Origin of the sequence: Sulfuriflexus mobilis (genome assembly GCF_003967195.1) — a bacterium.
Taxonomy (GTDB): Bacteria; Pseudomonadota; Gammaproteobacteria; order AKS1; family AKS1; genus Sulfuriflexus; species Sulfuriflexus mobilis.
The window spans coordinates 862228-887320 of record NZ_AP018725.1 but is presented as its reverse complement, the minus strand read 5'-3'; the positions used below and the strand labels follow the sequence as shown (position 1 = coordinate 887320).

24 protein-coding genes are annotated in these 25093 nt (G+C 54.2%); 10 read left to right on the top strand and 14 right to left on the bottom strand.

Going from position 1 to position 25093, the window contains the following annotated elements; all coding sequences use genetic code 11:
- The first annotated feature begins 47 nt into the window (after positions 1 to 47).
- From EL386_RS04545 to EL386_RS04525, 5 genes are all read left to right on the top strand, one after another.
- The gene (locus EL386_RS04545; RefSeq protein WP_126453863.1) at positions 48 to 317 is read left to right on the top strand and encodes an HvfA family oxazolone/thioamide-modified RiPP metallophore; all 270 of its coding nucleotides are present in this window, start codon (positions 48 to 50) and stop codon (positions 315 to 317) included.
- Between the two features lie 274 nt (positions 318 to 591).
- On the top strand, positions 592 to 924 hold the full coding sequence (locus EL386_RS04540; RefSeq protein WP_126453861.1) for an HvfA family oxazolone/thioamide-modified RiPP metallophore: 333 nt from the start codon (positions 592 to 594) through the stop codon (positions 922 to 924).
- A 37-nt stretch (positions 925 to 961) separates the two neighbouring features.
- On the top strand, positions 962 to 1819 hold the full coding sequence (locus EL386_RS04535; protein WP_420856723.1) for an HvfB family MNIO-type RiPP peptide maturase: 858 nt from the start codon (positions 962 to 964) through the stop codon (positions 1817 to 1819).
- Complete coding sequence (locus EL386_RS04530; RefSeq protein ID WP_232020246.1) at positions 1803 to 2579, top strand: HvfC family RiPP maturation protein; 777 nt, start codon at positions 1803 to 1805, stop codon at positions 2577 to 2579. Before EL386_RS04535 ends, EL386_RS04530 begins: the two co-directional genes overlap by 17 nt.
- A gap of 39 nt (positions 2580 to 2618) precedes the next feature.
- Positions 2619 to 3209, top strand: a complete 591-nt coding sequence (locus tag EL386_RS04525) for an HvfX family Cu-binding RiPP maturation protein (RefSeq protein ID WP_126453855.1) — start codon at positions 2619 to 2621, stop codon at positions 3207 to 3209.
- Positions 3210 to 3253: 44 nt separating this feature from the next.
- Here EL386_RS04525 and EL386_RS04520 read toward each other — a convergent pair whose 3' ends face one another.
- The 7 genes from EL386_RS04520 to pdhA all read right to left on the bottom strand — a co-directional run bounded on the left by EL386_RS04520 (position 3254) and on the right by pdhA (position 14077).
- Positions 3254 to 6415: a PAS domain S-box protein gene (locus tag EL386_RS04520; RefSeq protein WP_126453853.1), complete on the bottom strand. Its 3162-nt coding sequence runs from the start codon at positions 6413 to 6415 to the stop codon at positions 3254 to 3256.
- 45 nt (positions 6416 to 6460) lie between these two features.
- A complete protein-coding gene (locus tag EL386_RS04515; protein WP_126453851.1) occupies positions 6461 to 7681 on the bottom strand; it encodes an argininosuccinate synthase in 1221 nt (406 codons plus the stop codon).
- A 110-nt stretch (positions 7682 to 7791) separates the two neighbouring features.
- A complete protein-coding gene (locus EL386_RS04510; RefSeq protein ID WP_126453849.1) occupies positions 7792 to 8661 on the bottom strand; it encodes a flagellar protein MotY in 870 nt (289 codons plus the stop codon).
- A 90-nt stretch (positions 8662 to 8751) separates the two neighbouring features.
- Positions 8752 to 8895, bottom strand: a complete 144-nt coding sequence (locus tag EL386_RS15585; RefSeq protein WP_172597614.1) for a hypothetical protein — start codon at positions 8893 to 8895, stop codon at positions 8752 to 8754.
- Positions 8896 to 8944: 49 nt separating this feature from the next.
- Positions 8945 to 11989, bottom strand: coding sequence for an FAD-dependent oxidoreductase (locus tag EL386_RS04505; RefSeq protein WP_126453847.1), 3045 nt, complete (start codon positions 11987 to 11989; stop codon positions 8945 to 8947).
- Between the two features lie 109 nt (positions 11990 to 12098).
- Positions 12099 to 13085, bottom strand: coding sequence for an alpha-ketoacid dehydrogenase subunit beta (locus EL386_RS04500; RefSeq protein ID WP_126453845.1), 987 nt, complete (start codon positions 13083 to 13085; stop codon positions 12099 to 12101).
- Entirely contained in the window at positions 13085 to 14077 is a 993-nt protein-coding gene (pdhA, locus tag EL386_RS04495) for a pyruvate dehydrogenase (acetyl-transferring) E1 component subunit alpha (RefSeq protein WP_126453843.1), read from the bottom strand. The genes EL386_RS04500 and pdhA overlap by 1 nt, the downstream gene beginning before the upstream one ends.
- Before the next feature lie 98 nt (positions 14078 to 14175).
- Here pdhA and EL386_RS04490 point away from each other — a divergent pair, with 98 nt between their 5' ends.
- Both EL386_RS04490 and EL386_RS04485 read left to right on the top strand, forming a co-directional pair.
- Entirely contained in the window at positions 14176 to 15654 is a 1479-nt protein-coding gene (locus tag EL386_RS04490; RefSeq protein WP_197722146.1) for a M17 family metallopeptidase, read from the top strand.
- Between the two features lie 26 nt (positions 15655 to 15680).
- A complete protein-coding gene (locus EL386_RS04485; RefSeq protein ID WP_126453841.1) occupies positions 15681 to 16529 on the top strand; it encodes a class I SAM-dependent methyltransferase in 849 nt (282 codons plus the stop codon).
- Positions 16530 to 16559: 30 nt separating this feature from the next.
- Here EL386_RS04485 and EL386_RS04480 read toward each other — a convergent pair whose 3' ends face one another.
- Positions 16560 to 17462, bottom strand: a complete 903-nt coding sequence (locus EL386_RS04480; protein WP_126453839.1) for a pentapeptide repeat-containing protein — start codon at positions 17460 to 17462, stop codon at positions 16560 to 16562.
- A 98-nt stretch (positions 17463 to 17560) separates the two neighbouring features.
- Between EL386_RS04480 and fliK the strand changes: the two genes are divergently transcribed.
- From fliK to EL386_RS04465, 3 genes are all read left to right on the top strand, one after another.
- Complete coding sequence (gene fliK, locus EL386_RS04475; protein ID WP_126453837.1) at positions 17561 to 18964, top strand: flagellar hook-length control protein FliK; 1404 nt, start codon at positions 17561 to 17563, stop codon at positions 18962 to 18964.
- Between the two features lie 3 nt (positions 18965 to 18967).
- Positions 18968 to 19303, top strand: a complete 336-nt coding sequence (locus EL386_RS04470; RefSeq protein ID WP_126453835.1) for an EscU/YscU/HrcU family type III secretion system export apparatus switch protein — start codon at positions 18968 to 18970, stop codon at positions 19301 to 19303.
- 109 nt (positions 19304 to 19412) lie between these two features.
- Positions 19413 to 21182, top strand: a complete 1770-nt coding sequence (locus EL386_RS04465; RefSeq protein ID WP_172597613.1) for a two-component system response regulator — start codon at positions 19413 to 19415, stop codon at positions 21180 to 21182.
- A gap of 3 nt (positions 21183 to 21185) precedes the next feature.
- Here EL386_RS04465 and EL386_RS04460 read toward each other — a convergent pair whose 3' ends face one another.
- From EL386_RS04460 to EL386_RS04440, 6 genes are all read right to left on the bottom strand, one after another.
- Entirely contained in the window at positions 21186 to 21599 is a 414-nt protein-coding gene (locus EL386_RS04460; protein ID WP_126453831.1) for a DUF2802 domain-containing protein, read from the bottom strand.
- 32 nt (positions 21600 to 21631) lie between these two features.
- Positions 21632 to 21802 carry a hypothetical protein gene (locus EL386_RS15580; protein ID WP_172597612.1) on the bottom strand — a complete coding sequence of 57 codons (171 nt, stop codon included), beginning with the start codon at positions 21800 to 21802 and terminating at the stop codon, positions 21632 to 21634.
- Positions 21803 to 21818: 16 nt separating this feature from the next.
- Positions 21819 to 22295, bottom strand: a complete 477-nt coding sequence (locus EL386_RS04455) for a chemotaxis protein CheW (RefSeq protein ID WP_126453829.1) — start codon at positions 22293 to 22295, stop codon at positions 21819 to 21821.
- 124 nt (positions 22296 to 22419) lie between these two features.
- A complete protein-coding gene (locus tag EL386_RS04450) occupies positions 22420 to 23133 on the bottom strand; it encodes a chemotaxis protein CheW (protein WP_126453827.1) in 714 nt (237 codons plus the stop codon).
- Positions 23130 to 23930, bottom strand: a complete 801-nt coding sequence (locus EL386_RS04445) for a ParA family protein (RefSeq protein ID WP_126453826.1) — start codon at positions 23928 to 23930, stop codon at positions 23130 to 23132. Before EL386_RS04445 ends, EL386_RS04450 begins: the two co-directional genes overlap by 4 nt.
- Positions 23927 to 25087, bottom strand: coding sequence for a flagellar motor protein MotB (locus EL386_RS04440; protein ID WP_126453824.1), 1161 nt, complete (start codon positions 25085 to 25087; stop codon positions 23927 to 23929). The genes EL386_RS04445 and EL386_RS04440 overlap by 4 nt, the downstream gene beginning before the upstream one ends.
- Positions 25088 to 25093: the final 6 nt, after the last annotated feature.

The window sequence follows — 25093 nt, the reverse complement described above, 5'->3', positions numbered from 1 at the left end:
CCATAGAAGGCAATTACAATTAATTAATCAGTTTTGGGAGAAATACCATGAAGAAGACCCTTACCCCTATTGCCGCCGCCTTTGTTGTCTCGATTGCCGCTACACCTCTGGCCGCCGCTGAAAACCCGTTTGCCGTCTCTGACCTGGCCAACGGCTACAGTGTTGCCTGGGGCGACAAGCCCTCCGATGACAAGCCAGCTGAAGGCAAGTGTGGCGAAGGCAAGTGCGGCGGTGATAAAGCCAAGAAGGAAATGGAAGGCAAGTGCGGCGGTGATAAAGCCAAGAAGGAAATGGAAGGCAAGTGCGGCGCTAAGTAAATCATAATACCTTGTAGAATCAATGCCCTGCCTGTTTATTCCGAAGGCAGGGCATTATTTTTGAGCGCACTTCACAGCAACGGAAACTTGTTCTTGTCAGCATTGCCGCATTGGGATAATAATGAGCCGGCCAGTCCACTGCTACCCAGGAACTAACCTAGACAGGGACTGTCATATTTATCACGTGATTACCGAATAACGGGCAGTGGTAATTGTTACCACAATAATCACAACAAAAACTTAATTAGGACATTAACTCAGGAGACAACACCCCATGTCTAAGAAAACTGTAACTCCACTGGCTGCGGCTATCGGTACTGCCTTTGCCCTGTCAATCGCCGCCGCCCCCGTTTCTGCTGACGTCAACCCTTTTGGCATGACTGACCTGTCTGCCGGTTACCAGCAGATAGCTGAAGGCAAGTGTGGCGAAGGCAAGTGCGGCAGTAAGAAAGAAAAGAAGGCAATGGAAGGCAAGTGTGGCGAAGGCAAGTGCGGCGGCAAAAAGGAAATGGAGAAAAACATGGAAGGTAAGTGCGGCGCACAGGGTAAAGCCCAGAAGAAAGGCACAGAAGGTAAGTGTGGCGAAGGCAAGTGCGGCAGTAAGTAAGCCGTCTCCTTACGGGTAATACTTAAGGACTATGGACATGAATCGCTTTCCTGTTCATGGTGCCGGTCTCGGTTACCGGCGGGCCCTTATGGGTCCGCTGGCCGAGCAAAACCCCTCTCAAGTAAATTTCTATGAAGTCGCTCCCGAGAACTGGATTGGTCTCGGAGGCAAGATGGGCCGCGAGTTCCGCGCCTTTACCGAACAACACGATTTCGTCTGTCATGGCCTGTCACTGTCGATTGGCAGCCCGGCCCCCCTTGATGAAGAATTTGTCAGACGTGTCAAAAAATTCATGCGCGCGCATGATATCAAGCTGTATAGCGAACACCTGAGCTACTGCAGTGATGAAGGGCATCTCTATGACCTCATGCCGATCCCCTTTACCGAACAAGCCGTCAAACATGTCGTTGAGCGTATCCTTCGTGTGCAGGACATCCTCGGTGAGCGCATTGCCATGGAGAATGTATCCTACTATGCCGCCCCCGGTCAGGAGATGGCGGAAATCGACTTTTTGAAGGCCGTGCTGGAACAGGCCGATTGCCTGTTGCACCTCGATGTCAACAATATCTACGTCAACAGCATCAATCACGGCTATAACGCCGAGGAGTTCCTCTATGCCATGCCGGTGGAACGCTGCGCCTATATCCACATCGCCGGCCACTATAACGAGGCCGAAGACCTGGTCGTCGATACCCACGGTGCCGATGTCATCAACCCGGTCTGGGACCTGCTCGATAAGACCTACCAACGCTTCGGGGTGATCCCGACCCTGCTAGAAAGGGACTTTAATATTCCGCCTCTCGAGGAACTCCTCAAGGAAGTCGATACCATCAGCGAATACCAGAAAAAGTGGACCCAACAAAACGATGCGCCCGCCCTTGCCAGCCACGCCTGATAACGACGACTTCAAGTCCGTACAACATGCGTTTACGGCGCATATCCGTGACCCCGAGAACTGTCCCGCCCCAGAAGGGATCGAAGATCGTCGTATCAATATCTATCGCAGCCTGTTCTACAATAATATAGAGGGCTTTATCAGCAGTGGCTTCCCGGTTCTGCGCACACTCTATAATGATACTGACTGGCACAGCATGGTGCGCAGCTTCTTTATCAAGCACAAGTGCCATACACCCTACTTCCTCGAAATCTCCCAGGAATTTATCAACTACCTGCAAAACGAGCATGAGATGCGGGATTGCGACTACCCCTTCATGCTCGAACTCGCTCATTATGAATGGGTGGAACTCGCCATTGAGATCGATGAGACTGAAAATGATCTGGCTAGCGTCGACCCTGATGGTGATCTGCTCAGCGCTCACCCACAACTCTCGGCATTGGCCTGGCCACTGAGTTACCAGTTCGAGGTGCACAAAATAGCACCTGAGTATTTGCCCGATACACCTGCTGCACAGGGCTGCCATTTGATTGTCTACCGCGACATGGATGACGAAGTGCGCTTTATGGAGGTTAATGCTGTCACCGCACGTCTGCTGTTTCTGCTCAACGAAGATGAAACACTGACGGGCCAGGCTGCGCTCGAACAAATCGCCGCTGAGCTACAGCACCCCTCTGCCGAGGCCGTCGTCAATGCCGGCTTACAGACATTAAGGGAACTAAAGGACAGGAATATTATCTTAGGTACCAGCCGTACATAAGGAACCTATATTTACAATAATCAAAAAGGAGGTAATCTCATGGGTTTTCTGTGCCAATTACAACAACTACTCGACCGCACCCGTACATTTGATTTTCTAGGCCCGTTGGCCATGAGACTCTACCTGGCCCCGATATTCTGGATGGCCGGCATGAGCAAATTCAATGCCTTTGAAGATACCGCGGCCTGGTTTGGCAACCCAGACTGGGGCCTGGGTCTGCCTGCGCCGGAGCTAATGACCTTCCTTGCCATGTCTACGGAGATGCTGGGGGCCATTGCCCTGCTGATTGGCCTCGGTGTGCGCTGGTTCTCCATCCCTCTCATGTTCACCATGCTGGTTGCCATGTTTAGCGTCCACTGGGGCAACGGCTGGCAGGCGATCGCCGACGCAAAATTTTGCCTGTTCAATTGCGCCGATGCCAATGCTGCCGCTGAACGCCTGGCCGCTGCCAAGGAACTTCTCCAACAGCACGGTAATTATGACTGGCTGACCGAACAGGGGGGTATTGCCATCCTTAATAACGGTATCGAGTTTGGTGCCACATACTTCATCATGCTGTTGGTATTGTTCTTTATCGGCAGTGGTAAATACGTCAGTGTTGACTACTGGCTCGGACAGAAGTGTAAATAAAGGATTGATAGTTTCGGATTGATGCTTGATAAATATATCAAGCATCAATCATTTTCGAATATTTCCATCAGCGGTATGGGGCGTTGAATACCGTAACCCTGTGCATAATCAACACCGATGCCGCGCAGGTAATTGCGAACTATGCGGTCCTCAACAAATTCAGCAATGGTTTTTATCTCCATGACATGGCCAATCTTGTTTATGGCCTCAACCATGGCGCTGTTTACCGGCTCTTCAATAATATTGCGCACAAAACCACCGTCTATCTTCAGATAATCCACCTTAAGATTTTTTAGATAGGCAAACGAACTCAGGCCACTGCCAAAATCATCCAGCGAGAAACGAAAACCAATGCCATGCAAGGTATCAATAATATGCATAGCCTGATTGAGATTAGCGATAGCGGCAGTCTCCGTGATCTCAAAACAAATCGAGGTCGATTCAACACGGGAAAGATTAATCTGCTGCATGACAAAATCGAGAAAGTCATCGTCACCAAGCGACTGCCCGGATATGTTCAGCGCACAGACAAAATCCAGTTCAGGATTATCGGCAAGCACCGTATCTATATTCTGTAGTGCATTTCTGATCACCCAGCGATCAATATTTGACATCAGATTATAGCGTTCCGCCGCAGGGATAAATGCCCCTGGAGGAATGATATTACCTTCTTCGTCTAACATCCTCACCAGCACCTCGAAGTGCAGTTCGTTATTAGCGGCATCCAGTGATTCAATCTTTTGTGCATAGAGCACCAGCCGGTCATCAGCAATGGCCTCACTAATTCGCTGCACCCAGCGCATCTCACCATGCCGGGCAGCGAGGATGTCATCACTCTCCAGATAAATATGGCTACGATTACGCCCCAGGTCCTTGGCCACATAACAGGCCGAATCAGCTGCGCTCATGATGTCTGTCAGGGAACCCCCCTCTGCGGTGATCGCGACAAGTCCAATGCTGACACCAATTTCAAATGTTTTGTCTTGCCAGACAAAACGGTAATCACGAATTGTCTCTCGCAGCACCTCGGCAATATTCTCCCCCTTCTCTATCGGACAACCTTCAAGAAGCACTCCAAATTCATCACCACCCAGGCGGGCCAGGGTATCCGTATCACGCAAATGGCGATGTAATTGCGTACTGATTTGTTTAAGCAATTCATCCCCGGCAATATGCCCGCAAGTATCATTCACAACTTTAAACTGATCGAGGTCAAGGTACATCAATACATGGCGCATATTCTCGGCCGATGCCAAGGCGATACTTCGTTCAACACGAAGCTCAAATTCATGCCGGTTCACCAAGCCTGTCAGTGGGTCATGTGAAGCCTGGTAGACCAGCTGATTTTCCAGCAATTTCAACTCGGAGATATCCCTGATCACCAATACGGAACCGATAACGACTCCATTGGTATCAAAAATGGGAGAAATAGTATGCACTATAGGGAAACGCCTGCCATCACGATTCTGCAGTGACAGATTCTGATTCGTTTCAATGCGTTCGGCATTCTCCATGCAACGCTGAACCGGGTCTACACTCAGACGATGACCAAATTCATCCGTCACCTGATATATTTTGTAAAGTGTATTGCCCTCTGCCTCGTCCAGACTCCAGCCTGTCAGGGCCTCAGCAACCGGGTTAAGATAAGTAAGATTACCTTTTTCATCCGTAGTAATAACGCCGTCACCAATTGAGGCCAGTGTGGTCTCGGCAAACTCTTTTTCATTAAACAGCGCTTCCTGCGCCTGGACACGTTCAGTAATATCACTGGCTAATGACACCACACCATCAAGGTCACCATTACTATCAATAAGCGGGGTGTTGTACCATTCACAAATGATAATCTCGCCTGACTTGGTCTTGTTGTCATTGGTACTTCTCTCACCGCCCTCACCACGCGTAATCTGTCTCCAGATTGAGTCAACCAGTTCGACTACATGATTTGGTATGATAAGCTCAATAGCATGTCGGCCCAGCACTTCATTCCGCGTATAACCGAAAATATGCTCTGCAGAAGGATTCCATTCCCTGACCCTGAAATCAGCATCCCACTCGATAACCGCCAGTGGCGTCTTTTCTACCAACAGCCGCATATGTTGTTCATACTTGTAGAGGGAATGCTCAGCCTGACGTTCGTGACTGATATCACGAATGGCACTGACACGTACTCGCTTGCCACGATAGGGATAGTCGCGCCCACAGACCTCGGCGGGAAATCGTTCACCATTGGCACGCAGACCTATTACTTCAAATGCCTTCTCATCAGGATGCGATAATTTTTCAATCACCAGTGCCCGCGACTCTGGCGCAACCAGTTCGAGCACACTGTGACCTATCAATTCACTCTGATCAAAACCGACCATATCAGCCATGGCAAAGTTAATATCCAGCACCTGGCCTTCATTGTGAATAATAATGCCTTCGAAGGCTGCGTCGGAGAGGTTCCTGAAACGCGCCTCGGCCTCCAGTGCCGTTGCTTCGATTTTTTTTCGCGCTTTATTCTCTTCAAGTAATCTCTGGCTGAATCTTTCCGCATCTTCCTTCGAGCGGGTAAGCTGTTCAGCCAGCTTTAGATTTTTACGGGAAAGTAGTAACGTACTTAGAAGCGAGTGATGCACCCGCCCTGATATGTATATTGACGCAATAACAGTAAATGCCACCAGCAAACCCAATGAGGTGGCCGGCGCACTACCTTCAAGTAAGAAACGCACTGCCACGGGCCCCAGTGACAACAGTATGAATGCCTGTCCGGCGTAGCGGCTCATGGCGTAGACCATGACACTGGCAGCCCCAAGTCCGCCAATCACCACGGCAATAAAGCCCTGGTAGAGAATCAGTCCGGACGGGAAGGCAAACAGGGCCAGCGCCCCCCATGTCAGGCCGGACAGGGCAGCACCGACCTCAAACAACGTCAGCCAGTGTTTCCGAACAGGTTGGGGGGATACGGCACGAAAAACAGCGGTCTGGGTATATCTGATGAGTGTTAGCAGCAGCAAGACACCGCACCACACCAGCAATGTCTGCGTATCGGCCTTACCCAGTAGAAAGTAAGTCACCACAAAGGCACAGAGCATGCTGCCCAACAGGGCCAACGGTGCCTGGGCAAACAATATCCGCACGCGCTCATCCAACAAGGCCTCTTCATCGACAGTATCCTGTCTCTGAATCTCTTCGCTAGCAGGCTTTATTGTATGATTCCCTGTCACTTGGCAGTTTCCACCCGCATTACCCCACCAGTGCGACCAGTGGGGCTATTTCAGACGTTTACGCGCTGCGATACGCATACGCAGGGCATTCAGTTTGATAAAGCCTTCTGCATCCTGCTGGTTATAGCTGCCGGCATCGTCTTCAAAGGTGGCAATACTTTCATCAAACAGGCTATCGGTCTCTGACTTACGGCCAACAACAACGACATTTCCCTTATAGAGTTTGAGACGCACCATACCGTTTACGTATTGCTGAGACTTGTCAATCATCTCCTGTAACATTTCACGTTCCGGGCTCCACCAGAAACCGTTGTAGATAATACTGGCATAACGCGGCATCAGTTCGTCCTTCAGGTGCGCGGCTTCCCGATCGAGGGTGATCGATTCAATGGCGCGGTGCCCCTTAAGCATGATGGTGCCCGCAGGTGTTTCGTAACAACCACGTGACTTCATACCGACAAAACGATTCTCGACAATATCGTCACGACCGATACCATTCTCACCACCTATTTTGTTCAGGGTTTCCATGACCTCTGCCGCCGACAGGGCCACGCCATCAATACTGACGATGTCACCCTTCTCGTAACCCAGCTCGATATAGGTCGGTTGGTCCGGGGCCTGCTCGGGAGAAACCGTCCAGCGCCACATACTGTCTTCCGGCTCGGCCCATGGGTCTTCGAGAATCCCGCCCTCGTAGGAGATATGTAACAGGTTGGCATCCATGGAGTACGGTGACTTCTTGCCCTGCTTCATCTCAACGGGAATACCGTGTTGCTCGGCATAGGCCATCAGCTTTTCACGTGAGTTCAGATCCCATTCACGCCATGGTGCAATCACTTCGACACCAGGCTTGAGGGCATAGGCACCCAGTTCAAAACGCACCTGGTCATTTCCCTTGCCGGTGGCGCCATGTGAAATGGCATCGGCGCCGGTTTCGTTGGCAATTTCAATCAGGCGTTTGGCAATCAGGGGACGGGCAATCGAGGTGCCAAGCAGGTATTCACCTTCATAAATCGCATTGGCTCGAAACATCGGAAAGACGTAATCACGGGCAAACTCTTCACGCAGATCTTCAATATAGATTTCCTTGATGCCCATGGCCTCTGCCTTGGCACGTGCCGGGGCGACTTCCTCACCCTGACCAATATCGGCGGTAAAGGTGACGACCTCGCAGCCATACACATCTTCCAACCACTTCAAGATCACGGAGGTATCCAGACCGCCAGAATAGGCGAGAACGACTTTGTTGATGTTACGCGTAGCCATGTTGTTTTCCTGAGCATTTTGATCACGCTCGGCACTGCTGCCAAACATGAAAGTGACTGTAAATTAACAAGATAGCCCGTAATTATACCCAGACAGGAGGGGCTTGTCGCTTACTTGTGCAACTGCACTTCCACGCGGCGGTTGGCAGCACGCCCCTTGGCGCTACGGTTAGGCTGGGCGGGCTTGTGCTCACCATAGTAGTCGAATCGCAGCATGCCCTCCGGCACCTTACGCTCCAGCAGGTACTCACGTACGGCCACGGCACGCTCACGCGAGAGGGCATAATTTTCCCCGCGTGTACCAATGTTATCGCTATAACCTTCAATACTGACTTGTTTGATCTCTGGGTCATTGGCGACAAAGGCGGCGATCGCATCCAGACGGGCACGGGCCTTGCTGTCCAGCTTGTTGTCGGCCGTGCTAAAGAGGATATGGCTATCGCTGGCAGACTTATAATCAACCGGGATCAAACCGGCCATACAGGTGCGAAAATCGGCCAGGCCATCACGAAATTTTACTGCCGACAGGACAACCTCAACCTCTTTTACCCCACTCAGGACACTATGATAATGCAAGGCCGGCAGCATGCCCTGTTCCAGTGAGGCCAGGATACGGCGCACCTGGGTGCGGCTGAAGCGGAAAGGGTCTCGGCCGCCCAGATAGCGTACGCTGCCAAAATTTCTTTCCTGCGCACCGTGTTGCCAGGCGGCTGGCCGGGCCCGTAATTGCGCCTTACCGGAGCGTGGCCCACCCTGATCGACATGCACACTCAGGTAAATCTCGCGACCGGCATAGCGGACAAATTCGGCATTGCCATAAAAGCCGATCTCGTGGCGCAGACGGCAAACCAGTGGTGAGGCGCTTACTTGCCAGCTCGATTCATGCAGGGGTGCCTCGTAACGCAGGGCATTGGCTGAGGCGGGACCGCCTGCCAACCACGCAACCAGAATAATTATAATATTAATCAAGTACTTAGACACGAAGCCGTTCCCTTTCCCGCTAACAACAACCGAGCTATATACTTTATATAGCGGTAGCAGGCGGCAAATCTTTAGCCTTACAACAGGGGCTCAGCCTAAATGACTGGCCAGGCGCTCGACCTCATTCCGGCAGAAATCACTGGGCAGCGGGATGCTCTCCAGCATGCGGCACAACTGGACACGCGAACCTTCATCCACGCCCAATTGTTCAAGATTTTCCAGACCGTCAGACACCCTTACATCCCACGGTTATATACCTGTCCGCGCAGGCACGGGAAAATGTCTATTTTTTCTTGCTCCGACGCAGACGTGATAACAGGCGTCGGGCCATTTCACCAAACATTTCAGTCTGGGTCGGGTGTGGGTGGATGGCATTCGCCACCTGCTCCAGGCTCATGCGCCCGGAGACCATCATCACACCCTCACCAATAAGGGTATCGGCGTGATCGGCCAGATAATGAACCCCGATCACACGCTGACTGCTCTTGTCGGCGACGATCTTGATCATGCCGTGGGTCTCGTTGGTGATCATGGCCTTGGCGTCGATGCTCATCGGCATCTTCACCTCAACCGCATCGATGCCCTTGGCCTTGGCCTGTTCGACCGACAGGCCAACAAAGGCGGCCTCTGGGCGCGAGAAGATCACACCGGAGTCCATATCCTGATCGTACTGCATATCCTCGCCGAGGATGGTCATGGCAGCAACACGGCCCTGCTGACCGGCAGTATGCGCCAGCATCAGACCACCGATGACATCACCGACGGCGAAGATATGCGGCACGCTGGTGCGGCAACGGGCATCGGCCTTGATAATACCGTTCTCAACGGCGACACCGGCCTTATCGAGTTGCAGCGGTTCGAGTAACGGGCGCTTACCGGTGGCCATGATGACGTAGTCAACCGTCTGGCTGTGTGACTTACCGTCGCTATCTTTATAAGACAACTTCACCGCCCCCGGCTTGCCCTTGATACTGGCAAGACCGGTCGAGGTCAGGATGGTCAGGTTCGGGTCGTCATTGAGGATCGCCGTAAGGTTCTTGGCAATCTCTGGTTCGACCTCGGCGAGGATACGGTCCTGCGCCTCGAACAGGGTCACCTTGCTACCAAAGTCCTGGAAGATCTGCGCCATCTCGACACCGATGGCACCACCACCAACGACAGCAAGTTTCTTTGGCACGCCATCCAGGCCCCAGACGGTGTCGGAGGTCAGCACACTGCCGTTCTCGACGCCTTCGGCGGCATCCGGGATCGGCGGAATAAAGGGTGGTGCACCCGTGGCGATCACGGCACAACCAAAGCTGATGTGGCGACCCTGCGAGGCATCACCGAGAGGTGCACGTGCATGCGGGTTATCGTTGTTGGCACTCGTATCAACAAACACGCGGTGCTCACTTTCAAACAACGCATAACCCTGGATGACATCGACCTTGACACCCTTGTCGGTCTTCAGGGCCATCTCACCACGGGTTTCAAGCACGTGACGACGGGTCTTTTCCAAAGCCGCCCAGTCGAGCTTGGCCTTGTTGGTGCCGGTGACGCCGAGGTGTTCATCGTGGGCACGGTCGCGAATGCGATCCGCTGCAGCACGCCAGGCCTTGGACGGGATACAACCACGCCACAGGCACTCACCGCCCGGGAATGGCGAATCGTTGATCATAGCGACCTTGATGCCATGACCGGCCAGGTCACGGGCACAGTCTTCACCGCCCGGGCCACCGCCGATGACGACGACGTCATAGTCCCAGTCACCTTCCGGGATCGCCGGGCCACTTGGGCCCATCCACTCTTCCGGCTGTTCGATGGCGGCTTTTAATGTGTTCAGATACATGCCAACCTCGGCACCATTCACCACACGGTGATCGGCGGTAATGGTCAGCGGCATACCCTCCGGACCGGCCGAGGAGATCGCGAGGATCGCCGCCGTGCCCGGGGTCGGGATGGCATCAAAGTAACTGACGCCCATCATGCCCATGTTCGAGACCATGAAGGTCGGGTTGGCATATTCTTCCGGTGCCAGACGACGCTTGCGCGCACGGCCGACGAGGTCGCCCCAGCTATCGTTGAGTTCTTCGAGACTGCGTGACTCGCAATGACGCAGCACCGGTACGACCAGACCACCGCCATCGGCAGACACGGCCATACCGATATCGATATTGTCGCGCTCAACGATCTTGTCGACCGGCTGGTAGGCCCAGTTCATGTTCGGGTGTTTTGCCATCGCCACGGCACAGGCCTTGGCAATTGCAACCGTTACGGAAACACCGTTGGCCTTGGCAGCCTTGATCAGCGCACCGGGTTTGGCATTAATGGTGACGCGGAAGGTTGGCATCGTTAAGGACGCGGTCATCGAATGGCTGACGGCCTTTTCCATCGCGGTCATATCGCGGCCATGACCCGGCACCTGGATCTCCGGCATGACATGCGCCGGGACCTGGGCACCGATCTCGGTTGGGCGCTCGATCGGTTGCGCGGAGCGTACATCATCGGCGGTGATCACACCGTCCGGGCCACTACCGTGCAGAGTATTCAGGTTCACGTGTAGAGAAGTTGCCAGCTTGCGCGCAAACGGCGTGGCCTGTTTGTTATCCGGACGTGCCGCCGGGGCCACATCAGCGCTGACGGCCGGCATCGGTGCTGAAGCCTTTTTCATCACTGCTGCTGGTGTATGACTCTCGGCAGCAGCGGCCGTAGCACCGCCACCCGTGTGTTCACCCGCTACAACCTGCTCCGCATTGTCCACCAGATAGGCCATGGCTTCACCGACGGCGATTGTGCTATCCGTAGCGGCAATCGGGCCGGAGAGGAAACCATCACGGAAGACTTCGACATCCATCACGGCCTTGTCGGTCTCTACCGTGGCAACGATATCACCACGTTCGATCTTGTCACCAATGGCCTTTTCCCAGCTCACCACCAGACCCTCGGTCATGGTATCGGATAACTGTGGCATCTTGATGGTGTACGTAACACCAGCCGGCACACCGACATCGGCATTGGCATCGACTTCAATCTCTGGCTTGCCTTCGGACTCGGCGCTTGCAGAATCTTCAGGTGCCGCTGAATCGGCAGCCTGGATTTCGGCCTCGGTGGCAACAAGAAAGGCAATCGAATCACCCACAGCAACCGTGTCACCGACAGCGGCCTGCGGCCCGGAGAGGAATCCCTCACGGAAGACTTCCACATCCATAATCGCCTTGTCGGTCTCGACCGTCGCGACGATATCACCACGTGACACCTTGTCACCGATGTTCTTTTCCCAGGTCACCACCACGCCTTCGGTCATTGTGTCCGAGAGCTGTGGCATTTTAATCATGTATGATTCGGCCATAGTCTTGTCGTTATGTTGGTTGTGCCGTGCCAGGGTATTTTACTACCCTGGCACAACAGAAGTTCAGAAATGATTTGCCTTAAGGCGCCAAATATTTATTTGGAACAAACTACCCTGTGAGACCAAACATCTTCAGCACGCTGTTAACCACGTCCTGTGCATTCGGGATCGCCATCTTTTCCAGTGTGTGGTTATACGGTATCGGCACATTCTGTGCCGATACCCGCACAGGTGCTGCATCCAGTTCAAAGAAGCATTCTTCGTTGATGATCGCCATGACCTCGGAACCCACACCGACAGCCGGTTCGGCTTCCTCGACAATAATGGCACGGTGTGTCTTGCTGACCGATGCCTTGATACCGTCACGGTCCAGTGGCGCCAGTGAATACAGGTCGATCACCTCACAGTTAATACCGTGCTTGCTGGCCAGAATTTCGGCGGCCTGCGTACACCAGTGCACCGAGATGTTGTAACCAAACAAGGTAATATCCGTTCCTTGTCGGGCAATTTCACTGCCCTCCAAGGGCATGAAGTATTCTTCGTCCGGTACCTCACCCTTCATGTTGTACATGAGTTCGTGTTCATTAATGAACACCGGGTCGTTACAACGAATCGCAGACTTCAGCAGGCCATAGGCCTGACGTGGATTCGACGGCGTCACAGAACGCAGACCGGCCACACCCATAAAGACCTTTTCCATACGCGCCGAGTGCTGGGCACCCAACTGATGCGCGGTACCACCCGGTGAACGAATCACAACGGGGGCCTCCAGCTGACCGCCGGACATATAACGCACCTTGGCGGCTGTGTTGAAGATCTGATCCATCGCCAGCCAGGCAAAGTTCACCGACATGATTTCAATGATCGGCCGCACACCGAGAAACGATGCACCGATACCCAGACCGGTATAACCGCCTTCTGAAATGGGTGTATCGATCACGCGTTCCGGACCGTACTTGTCGAACAGGCCATTCGTTGCCTTATAGGTACCACCGGCAACTCCGATGTCTTCGCCCATACAAATAACGAGTGGGTCACGGGTCATCTCTTCATCGTGTGCACGACGCAAGGCTTCCCAGTACATAATCTCAGCCATTACTTGGCACCTCCGTGAACCCATGGGTCGTTCTCTGCAAGCACATACTTATGCAGCAGTTCGGCAGACGGTTCCGGGGATTCTTCAGCAAACTTGATCACCTCGTTCTCGATCTCTTCCAGTATCTCGGTATCCATGGCACTGTAATCATCGAGCGTTATTTCACCGGCCTCGATCAGGCGGTCACGCAGAATGATGATCGGGTCACGCGTACCCCACATGCGTTCCTCTTCCTTGGTACGGTAGGCATTCGAGTCAGACATGGAGTGACCGCGATAGCGGTAGGTCATCAGCTCGAGGAAGTACGGACCCTTGCCGCTGCGCACATGGTCAACGGCAATCTGGGCGGCCTCGTAGACCTTATCGATATCCTGACCATCGACCTGCGCAGAGGGGATATCATAACCACTGACACGTTTGTACTGGTCAATCACGGCCGTCGATCGATCGATACGCGTGCCGATACCATACAGGTTGTTCTCACACACATAGAGCACCGGCAGGTCCCAGAGCTTGGCCATGTTGAGGCTCTCGTGGAAGACACCCTGATTATTCGCGGCATCACCGAGGAAGCAGATGCTGATCTCATCGCCCCCCTTCATCTTGATACCCTTGGCGATACCAGCGGCCAGCGGGAACGGCCCGCCAACGAGGGCGTAGCCCCCCATGAAGCGCTGCTCGGTACCGAAGATGTGCATGGAACCACCGAGGCCCTTGCAAACACCGGTTTCCTTGGCAAACAATTCGGCCATGACGGCCTTCGGTGGCACCCCACACTTGATGGCATGCACATGGTCACGGTAACTGGTGATGACATAGTCATGACCAGGCCTGGCGGCCTCGAGTACGCCGAAGGCACAGGCCTCTTCACCGGGGTACAAATGGAGGAATCCACCAATTTTGCGTTCAACATAGGCTTCGTAACAACGTTCTTCGAAGCGGCGCGCGAAAAGCATTTCGCGTAAAACTCGTTTCTTGTCAGCGGCTTTCATTCGGATCCTTTGCTACCCGTTAACAAATAGGCGCGCTATGATCGGCGTTTTAGACCTCAAGGTCAAGAAAATCACCAGCACTCAAGGCGGCTAATGGTATGAAAATCAAGATAAAACAACATGTAAGCACACTTACAAAGTCAGATCTGGAGACCTGTCAGAACCTCGTCATGGTGCTGCCGGAGGGGATTCGGAACGAAAAATGGCCTACCGTGGCCTGGCGCGAGGTCCTCAAGGAGCGTTTAAGCCGGGATCCGGCCGAATCGGCGGTGCTCGAATGTGACCTGCCCAACGCCACACGCACCCATATCAGCTTCGGCTGCGTGAAAGAGGATATCAGCCCGTTTGCCCTGCTCGGCCTGGCCCGCCAGCTGATCGCCCCACAACTGGCACAAAACCCGGCCAGCCTCAGCCTGTGTATGCCCGGCCTGCCGGCGAAGCTGGCCAGCCGCGTCTCCGAGGCCCTGCTCGCCGCCCTGCTCGCCGCCAGTGAACGCATGCCGAGCCTGAAGTCCAAGCCCGCCCCGGCCAGTAAGCTTAAATCTATTCTTATATATAACCAGAAAAAACCCCTGGATACGCGCCGCGTCGAGGCCTCGGCCGCCGGCAATAACCTGGCCCGATACCTCACCACCCTGCCGCCCAACGAGCTCACGCCCGGCTTATACCGAAAACGCGTCGCCAAACTGGCCAAACAGCATGGCTGGAAGATGCAGTTCCATACCATGGCCGCGCTGCGCAAGAAAAAGGCCGGTGCCTTCGTCGCTGTCGCCCAGGGCAGCCCGGAAGAAGATGCCGGTATCCTGCACCTACGCTACGAGCCGCAGAAAAAATCTGCCCAGCCGGCCTACGCTCTGGTCGGCAAAGGGATCTGTTTTGATACCGGCGGCATGAACCTGAAACCGGCGCGTTACATGCACGGCATGCATGAGGATATGGAAGGCAGTGCCGTGGCACTCGGCAGCTTCCTCGCCCTCAGTGAGCTCAGGGTCAACTTCCCGGTTGATTGCTGGCTGGCCCTGGCGCAGAACCATATCGGTCCGAAGGCCTATAAACAGAATGACGTCGTCACCGCCAGTAACGGTACCAGCATCGAGATCATCCACACCGATGCCGAGGGACGCATGGTACTGGCCGATACACTGGCCTTCGCGGCAAAGAAAAAACCGGCCATGATCATCGACTACGCCACGCTGACGGGTTCCTGTGTCGCCGCACTCGGTACGAATTACAGTGGCGCCTTTACCAATCGTGATAGTTTGATCGATGACATCATCCAGGCCGGTCGTGACAGTGGCGAACGTGTCTGGCCCTTCCCGATTGACGACGATTACGACAAGGCACTCGACAGCCACATTGCTGATGTTAAACAGTGCTCACTGGATGGCGGTGCTGATCACATTCTTGCCAGCCGTTTCCTCAAGCGCTTTGTCGATGATGTGCCGTGGTTACATGTTGACCTCTCGGCAGGCAACAATAAGGGGGGACTGGCACACATCCCGACTGACATCACCGGTTTTGGCGTACGTTTCACACTCGAACTGTTATTATCACGACAGGTACAGGACAAACTTTAAAGGGCTATGGTAAAGTAGTTAACATTATGGCTAAGCAATCACGAAAACAACGCAAGCAATCCAGCGCACAGCAACAAAGTGGCCCAACCATGGCCGAACAGGCCGACCGCCATGTCTTCTACCAGGAGGCTGTGCAAAACGCCGAAACCGAGATCGATTTTGTCGACGAGACCTTCGAGGCCATTCGCGGCCGCAAGATGCGCCTGTTGCGCGAGGACTTCTCCGGCACCTCGCAGGTCTGTTGTGAATGGGTACAACGCCGTCCCGATAACAAGGCCATTGGTGTCGACCTGGACCCGGAGGTGCTGCAATGGGGGCGTGAACACAACCTTTCAAAGCTCAACGACGAGCAACTTTCCCGCGTCACGCTGTTGGAAGATAACGTCCTGACCGTGAAGACCGAGCCGATGGACGCGGTACTGGCCATGAACTTCAGCTACTGGTGTTTCAAGGACCGTGACACCCTGCGAGGTTACTTCAAGCGCATTCATGAAGTTTTGAAGGATGATGGTATATTCTTTCTCGATTGTTTCGGTGGTTACGAAGCCTTCCGTCTGCTGGAAGAAAGCACCGAGCACGATGACTTCACCTATACCTGGGACCAGTCAGAATACAATCCGATTAACGGTGATTATGTCTGCCATATTCACTTCGAATTTCCTGATGGTTCAAAAATGAAAGAGGCCTTCACCTATGAGTGGCGTCTGTGGACCATGCCGGAGCTGCTTGAACTGCTCAAAGAGGCCGGTTTTGCCAAAGTACAGGCCTACTGGGAAGGCGAAGATGAAGACGGTGAAGGCGATGGCAACTATGAAGCCACCGAGGTCGGTGAGGCCGATGCCGGCTGGGTCTGTTATATTGTCGCCGAGAAGTAAGCGGCTGGAGACCCACGCAGTACAACTTATCTAGGGCTGGCTACACACTGTCACCGAGCCTTCCGCACAGTTGCTACCATCCGTCCAGATGGCCTTATGCAGGATGGTGCCTTGCAGGTTGGCGCCTTCAAGGTTGGCCCCGCTCAGATTGGCAAAAGACAGGTTGGCATTTTCAAGATTGGCATTACGCAGATCAGCATTGCGCAGATTCGCCCCCAGCAGGCTGGCATGACTCAAATCGGCATTCGCCAGTTTACCCAGACTCATATTGGTAAAGTCGGCATTCACCGTCGTCAACATAGCCGATTGCAAATGCACACCGGTAAGGTTGGTATTACGCAGGTTTGCCGCCGTCAGGTCGACGGCATTAAGCTCGCTACCCTGCAAGCTGCAGTTTTGCCAGTTCACACCCGGTAGCGGTTTAGCCAGGCAGTCAATCACCACCTCTTCCGGCCGGTTATGGTAGGCATAATACCCACCCCACCCTATACTGATCAGGACCAGTAACAGAAATACCCAACCAAGACGGGTATTTTCGGCATTGATATCCAGCTCACGGTCGCGGAGCACACCACGATGCCCGAGCACCTCATCAAACTCACCCTCACGTCGATCACCCTCACGACGCTGCCCGGCAAATTCGCTATTTTCCTGTTGCAGGCGTCGGTCTGCCTGCAGGCGCTCATCTGCCCACCGTTGTGCCGCGAGTAAACGCTCATGAATGAAGGGGTCATCCTGATCCCCTTTCATGACCTCGGGGATCAATTCAGGGACTTTGATGATCGGCCGCCAGTTTTCCTTGTCGTTGCTAACTTCATCCTTGGGGTCGAGACGACCGACGAGAATATGGCGACTGACCAGGCCCGCGGCAAAAGGCCCGCTGACCTTACCCCCGCGCCTTGTATACCAACGACCGCCTATCTGCTCATTCATACGCTTTACATCACTTTAATCAGAGTAATCGGGCAAGTCCCTATACTTTATATATACTAGTCATAATAACGGTTCAAACAACACCGGTATAGCCCGTCATGAGTACAATTGGTCCCAACATCCTGTCAGCTCACCCCCTGCTGACCCCCTCTCGCCCCAGCGAGCTGCTACAGCAATTACCTCCGGGGCAAACCCTGCAGGCCAGTGTGGAACGGCTCTTGCCCGGTGGCGAGGCAGAACTGCGGATTGGCACGGCAACCCTGCGGGTCAAGTCACCGCTAAACCTCGCCCCCGGCCAGCCCCTGTCGCTGCAAGTGGAAAACTCCAGCGAGGGCCCCCTGTTACGCGCCCGTCAGGCGGCACAACAACTGGAAACCCTTGCCAGTGCCTGGCGTAGTGCCCTGCCCAGGCAAAAACCCCTGGCCGAGGTCTTTACGCAATTACAGCGGGCCTTGGCACAACCCGGGGCAGAACAGTTGCCTCGACCCATTCGTGAGGCCATTGGCCAACTGATTCAGCACAGCCCCAACCTGACCACGCTGTCCAGGCCTGAGGGCCTACGCCTGGCCCTGAATCAGTCTGGCCCGCAACTGGAGGCCCGTCTGCTACAAACTGCGCCAGGCCAGCCGCCTCCCAACACCCTGCAGGACCTCAAGGCCGGCCTGTTGCGTCTGGCCCGGCAGGTCCTGCAATGGCAATCCCAACAGACCAGTGCCCCGCAGTCCACCTCGAACGGGCTACCGGGCAATGCCACTAAGCAGCCTGCCGGGCTTGAACTGTATAATGCCTTAGTCAATGCCGCGAACAGCAAACTCGCCGGACAAGCACCGCTGACCCCGTCATCACGCCCCCTGTTGCCGCCACTGCTGTCGCCGGCCCCAGCAGACCCTGGCCAGGGCAAGGGCTTACTCGGGGGCTTGCAACACTTACTCGAGCGCCTGTTACCGGCCGGACTGGCGACCACACCGAAGGTGTCCCCCGTGGTCACCGCTAATACCGGTAACACCGCCGCGACCCCGGCCCAGGCATTGTTACGGATCGCCGCCGATATCCTCAACCAGCTCGAGGCCGGGCTGGCGCGGATTCAGCACCACCAACTCAGCGCCATGCCCGGTGACGAACCCGTACGCACCCTTATCAATACAGAGTTACCGGTCTTCTATCAGCAACAATTCACCAATATCGGTATCCGCATCGAACAGGAAACCAGCCAGCAACAACAAAAAGAGCATCAGCATCAGTGGCGTGCCGTTATCAATTTCGACCTGCCGCAAATAGGCAAGGTACAGGCCCTTATCGGTGTCCGCGGCGGTCTGCTCAGCACGGAGTTCAAGAGTGAAGACCCGGCTACGACCGAACTGTTTCGTCATCATATCGGCCTGCTCAAAAAACGATTACAGCTGGCGGGACTCGAAAGTGTCGCGTTTAGTTTTACTACCGGCAGCGCACACAACACCATGGACCAGCCCGCCTCCAGCGGACTGGTGCGCACCGAGGCATAGGGTATGAAGAAGCCTAATCACCAGCACCGCAGCCTGCACGGCGAGGTCGTCGGTGGTCCTGTCCCGGAGGAGGTCACGCGCGCCATCGCACTCAAATACGACGGCAAGAATGCCCCCAAGATCACGGCCAAGGGCTCTGATGAGATTGCCAAACGCATATTTGAGCTGGCACGTGAACATGATGTCCCCATGCATGAAGATGCCGACCTCGCCGCCCTGCTCTCAAGGCTGGATATCGGTGATGAAATCCCCCGTGAACTCTATATTACAGTTGCCGAAGTGATTGCCTTCGCTTATCTTATCAGTGGTAAGGCCGCCGATTACAGTCGGTCTGGTTGAGCCTTTAGAAACCAAATTATATGGATTTTCAATGCTGAAAAAGCACACCTTATCCCCGACCAGCCCGCCCTCAGAACAAGGGCGACGAGCGGGCGCTGGCAAGGCCCGCATGGACGATTTACGCGACATGCGCATCCTCGTTGTCGATGACATGCCCACCAATATTATCCTCATCCGCGCCATCCTTGAGCACGGCGGGTTTTCCAACATCCTCACAGCAGAAGACGGCAGCAAGGCCCTCAGGCACCTTGAAGAAAACAGTAAGGCCGGCGATTGTGCAATTGATCTGGTGTTGCTGGATATCATTATGCCCAGCAAAGATGGTTTCAGTGTCTGCCGTGCCATGCAAACCCGTGAAGAGTGGCAACGCATCCCCACCATCATGATCACCTCTGAAAACAAGTGGCGTGAAGAGGCAGCCCATGCCAGTTTTGAGAACGGAGCCACGGATATCATGTTCAAACCCGTGCGCAGTGTGGAGCTGATACCCCGGGTCACTTCCGCCCTGACCCAGAAACGTGAACGCGATATGCGCCTGCATCATGAACAACTCCTGCAACATCAGCTGCATGAATATCAGATAGCCGAGGCACGGCTGAAATACCTGGTCAATCACGATGATCTGACCGGCATGTTTAACCGACGTCGCCTGGAACAAGTCCTGGAGCAGGCGATCATGAGCGCCCGTTATCAGGGTAAGGATAGCGCCCTACTGTATATCGATATAGACCACTTCAAGATCATCAACAATTGTGAGGGGCATAGCACCGGTGATCAGTTGTTGATAGATTTTTCACTCTTGTTACGTGAGCACTTCGGCGCCCGCGCAGTCATTGCGCGCATTGGTGCCGACAACTTCGCCATATTACTTGAAAACACCTCACAACAGCAGGCCATGCAGGTGGGGCAGGCATACTTGGAGCGTTGCTCCAGATATGACTTTATCTATAACGACAGGTTCTATCCGTTAACAGCCAGTATCGGCCTGTCTGTAATTGCCAACGATATTGCATGCCCGGCCAGTCACATCCTCGCCCAGGCCGACCAGGCCTGTTATGCCGCCAAACTCAATGGCCGCAATACCCTGCACCTCTACACCCCCTCTGACCACGAAGTATTACTCCACCAGCAGGATAGCCAGTGCTTGCAACACATTCGTGCCGCCCTGTTAAAGAATAATTTTACCGTGCTCTTCCAGCCTATTCTAAATACGCAGACACAACAGGTTGAACATCACGAGGCCCTGCTGCGTTTACAGGACGGCGAGAATTTGATCGGACCAGCCGCCTTTATCCCGGTCGCCGAACGACGTGGCCTGATCCATGAAATCGACCGCTGGGTGATCCGACATATCATCGAAAAGCTGGCGACCTGCCCCAGACGCGAACGACCGTGCATCAGCATCAACCTCTCGGTCCATGCCTTCCATGACCACTCATTGCTTGGTCTGATTGAGTCACTCCTGGAGGAAACGGGTGTGGCGGGTGAAAAACTCATCTTTGAGATTACCGAAACCGCTGTCATCGAAGAATACGAGCAGAGCCGGAGTATGGTATTGCGTCTGCACGAACTGGGGTGTCGCTTTTCAATTGATAACTTCGGCACGGGATTCAATTCGTACCACTACCTGAAACACTTCCCGGTGGATTATCTGAAGATTAATGGCACATTTATTCACAACCTTCAGCAGGACACTACCAATCAGGCCCTGGTACGCTCGATGATTGATATCGGTCATACCCTGGGGATGCAAGTGGTTGCCGAGCACGTCGAAAACCGGGATCTGGCAACAATGTTAGGCGACTATGGAATTGATTATTTGCAGGGCCACTACGTTGGCCAGCCGACCGGGGAACTGCCATCCCTGACGGTAGTTTGACGTTCAGTGTGTAGCTTGCGTGACGTTATGCTCGCCATTCAGAAACAGGATCAATTCTGCTTCGCCGCGTGACAGACCGCAGGTATTGACCACCTCATCCAGATCGGCACCCTTGCGCACCAATCTTGCCGCCTGACCATATACCTGAAGGTTGGGCTCATGTAGTTCCAGTTTATCCTGGCGTTCAGCCTGCATCCGGGCCTTTTTTTCGATGCGTGCCACACGTTTATCCAGGCCAACAGAGGCGCTGAACATGGCGCGTAAATCATTGCTGAGGCCCTGAATGTTTGCCTGCATAGCGGCAAGTTGATGTTTATTTCGGCGCAGGCGACCGACTTGCAGCAGGTGCAAGATCAGGCTGGCAATAAAAAATGCTGCTATCAATAGCTGAAAGCTTGTCAGTGTTTCAATATTCATCAGCCTCTACCCTTGTAACGCTACCTGCAGACCTAGGCATACTCGTCCACGTGTGGACGCCCGTCATCCTCATCATCGTCCTTTTCCTGCTGCTTACCCGGGTCTTGTTCTGAGGAGGGTTTATCCTCACTCTTCTGCACCGACTCATTCGGCCGTTTATGCCAAATCGGGCCTAATGGTCTGACATCACGTATCTCGACCATTTACGCAACTAGCCGCTTACAACTCGGCCATCTCCTGCCATTCATCACCGCTGAGCAACTTGTTCACATCCACCAGGATCAACAGGCTCTTCTCGCGGGTGACCACACCCTGGATATACTTGGAACTTTCGTCGTTACCGACTTCCGGGGCCTTTTCGATCTCTGATTCGCGCAGGTAGACCACCTCCGCAACACTATCGACCAGCAGGCCAACAACCTGTCCATCCACCTCAATGATCACGATCCGCGTATTGTCATCAATCTCACGGTCCATGAGTGCAAAGCGGCGGCGTGTATCGATCACGGTGACCACATTGCCTCGCAGGTTGATAATGCCAAGCACATAATCCGGCGCGCCGGGCACAGGGGCTATCTCGGTATATCTGAGCACCTCCTGCACCTGCATGACATTAATGCCATACAATTCATCCTCGAGCCGGAAAGTGACCCATTGCAACATAATATCGTCTGTCAGTTCTGCAGCCTCTGTCATGACTACGACCTCTTCATTTATCAATCTTTGCTTATTCAGGCCCTTGGTGAGAATTGAAAAAAACCCGCCAAAAAGCCGTCACTTTGCCTGTTTAAGTAAAATAAAGCAGTTTTCGTGCCAAATCCTAGCTGGCAGGCTCCAGTTTTTCCGAACTCAATAGCTCAACAAATTGCTCTATATCCAGGAGGGCGCACATCTGCTCGACAACCGTGCCCGCCAACCAGGGACGTGTACCACCCTCACCCCGCCATCGGACCTGATCATGGCTGAGGGTGACCACCTCGGAGACCCCATCACAGGCCAGCCCCCATTGCCCATCGCCGATGAGGATGATCTTTTGCATATCTTCACGACGGTGATTAACCCGAAATTTTTCCGGCACCACCAGCATCGCCGTGTCGATGATCTTGATCTGGTTACCACGTTCAGGCAGCAAGCCAAGAAACCATGGCGATCGGTTGGGCATCGGCGTGACCTCTTCATTCCACTCCAGAATACCATCCAGTTTATCCAGTGGTACCGCCAGGGTAATCCCGGCCACATGAAAGAGCAGTATCTGGAAATCAGCCTTAGCCGATGGTGCCTCGACGCGGGTCGCTAACTGCCCATCTGTCCCGCTATTCACCTCAAGCTGTTCAGGGATGTGGTGTTCTGCCTCGGCTATCTCAGGTTCGGGCAGCAGCGGCTCGGCGATCGTTTCAGTGACGACCTCTGTCGCCGGTTCGAGGGCCTCCCGGGTCTCTACTTCACCCAGCAAGGCATTCAGGTAATCCGTCAATACCTCGTTGGGCTCTACCAGCCCGATAAGCTTTTTATCGGCCTCTGTGCGTGTATTCATGAGTTCACCACCGACTGTGAAACGGCGCGGTTGTCTGCAAGCAGGTATTCCAGCAGCTTGCTGTAGGCCAGCGCACCACGTGATTCCGGTAGCATCATCGACAACGGCGCGCCGACGCGACTGGCCTCACGGAACTGGGTATCCACCGGGATCACACCCGGCCACAGTGTTTCCGGGTATTGTTCCTGCAAGGCCTCCAGCGCCCCACGCGAGGCATTGGTCCGTCGGTCATACAGTGTCGGCACCACAGTGTAATGCAAAATCTCATTACGTGACTGCATGATCATATGCAGGGTATGCACAATACGCTCAAGCCCCTTAAGGGCAAGGAATTCAGTTTGTACCGGCACCAGCAGTTCATCACAAACGGCCAGCGCATTCACCATCAGGATACCCAGCAAGGGCGGACAATCGATCAAGACAAAATCATAATCTTCATCGATCAGGCCCAGGGCCTTGCTGAATACCAGTCCCATGCCACTACGCGTACCCATTTGTCGATCCAGTGCGGCCATCGAACTGGAGGCGGGCATAATATCGATATTGTCATAATTACTGCGCAAAATAATATTGCGCACAGACTGTGTACTTAAGGTGTCAAAGTCATGAAACAGCTGATACAGGCCGCCCGGGGTGGTATCCGGGTCATTGCCGAAATACACACTCATCGAACCGTGCGGGTCGGCATCCATGAGCAGGGTACGGTGGCCAGCCTGCGACAGGAGCCCGGCCAGGCTCACCGCGGTGGTGGTCTTGCCTACCCCACCCTTCTGATTGGCGATGGCCCAGACCTTCATTGCCCGTTCCCGCCTATCGCCGGACGTACGGGGAAGGGTAACTGAATCGGCGCGATCACCGGCTCGACCGGTGTACCTTGCAGGGGTGTTGTCTCGCTTGACGGCTCAGTGGCCTTTTCCAGCATCGGCTGGGACTCTGTATTCAACTCCTCGACCTCGGTCTCCGTCCCGGCGGCCTTTTCCAGCATCGGTTGGCTTAGTCGGTTCAATTCCCCCGCCTTGGTCTCCGCCCCGGGGTCCGCTGTGGTTGAGGCATTATTCAATACACTCGCATCGGTCTGCGCCGTATCGGCCTTTTTAAGGCCCGACAAGTTCGGGCGGATCATGAGTACGACACGACGGTTCTGACCGCGCATTTCATCATTAAGGTTCTCTACCTTCGGACGATACTCACCATAACCTACGGCCCACATCAGCTCCGGGTCCATGCCGTGTTCGGTAAACAAGTGGGCAACAGCGGCAGCACGTGCTGAAGACAATTCCCAGTTACTCGGGTACAGACCCGAACTGTAAAACTTGTCATCGGTGTGCCCTTCGATCTGTACCGCGTTGGGAAATTTTGCCAGGGTCGAGGCAAGACGGATCAAAATCTTTTCGGCAGGGATAGACAGGCGGGCCCGACCCCGCGAGAACAGGATATTCGACTTGAGTTCGATCTCCAGCGCATCCTTGTGACGCCGCAGGGTCATCATGCTCTGATCAATCACTGAGGCCATATTGTTCTGCACTTCTTCACTCAGGGCATCCAGTGATTCTTGTGGCCCACCCCTGCCTGGCGTGGTCTGCAGATGGGTTGAACCGGCAGTGGCCCCGGTAACGTCCGGCCGACCACTGCCGGTTTCCGATTGGCCGGCGGCATTCTGCACCTGTTGAATGGCCGCCTGAGGTCTTTCACTGACTCGCGGGCTGATCACACCATGGCTCAATGGGTTAAGCATCTTCGAAGGCGTACCGATCTGAATCGGGTCCATACGACGACCGGTGTCTTTGAAGGCCGCTACCAGGGTATCAGAAAGCACCCGATACTTGCCGTCGTTCACCGAAGAAATGGAATACATCACTACAAAAAACGCAAACAACAGCGTTATAAAATCGGCATAAGACACCAGCCAACGCTCGTGGTTCTCGTGCTCCTCATGTTTTTGTTTTCTGGCCATGGTGGT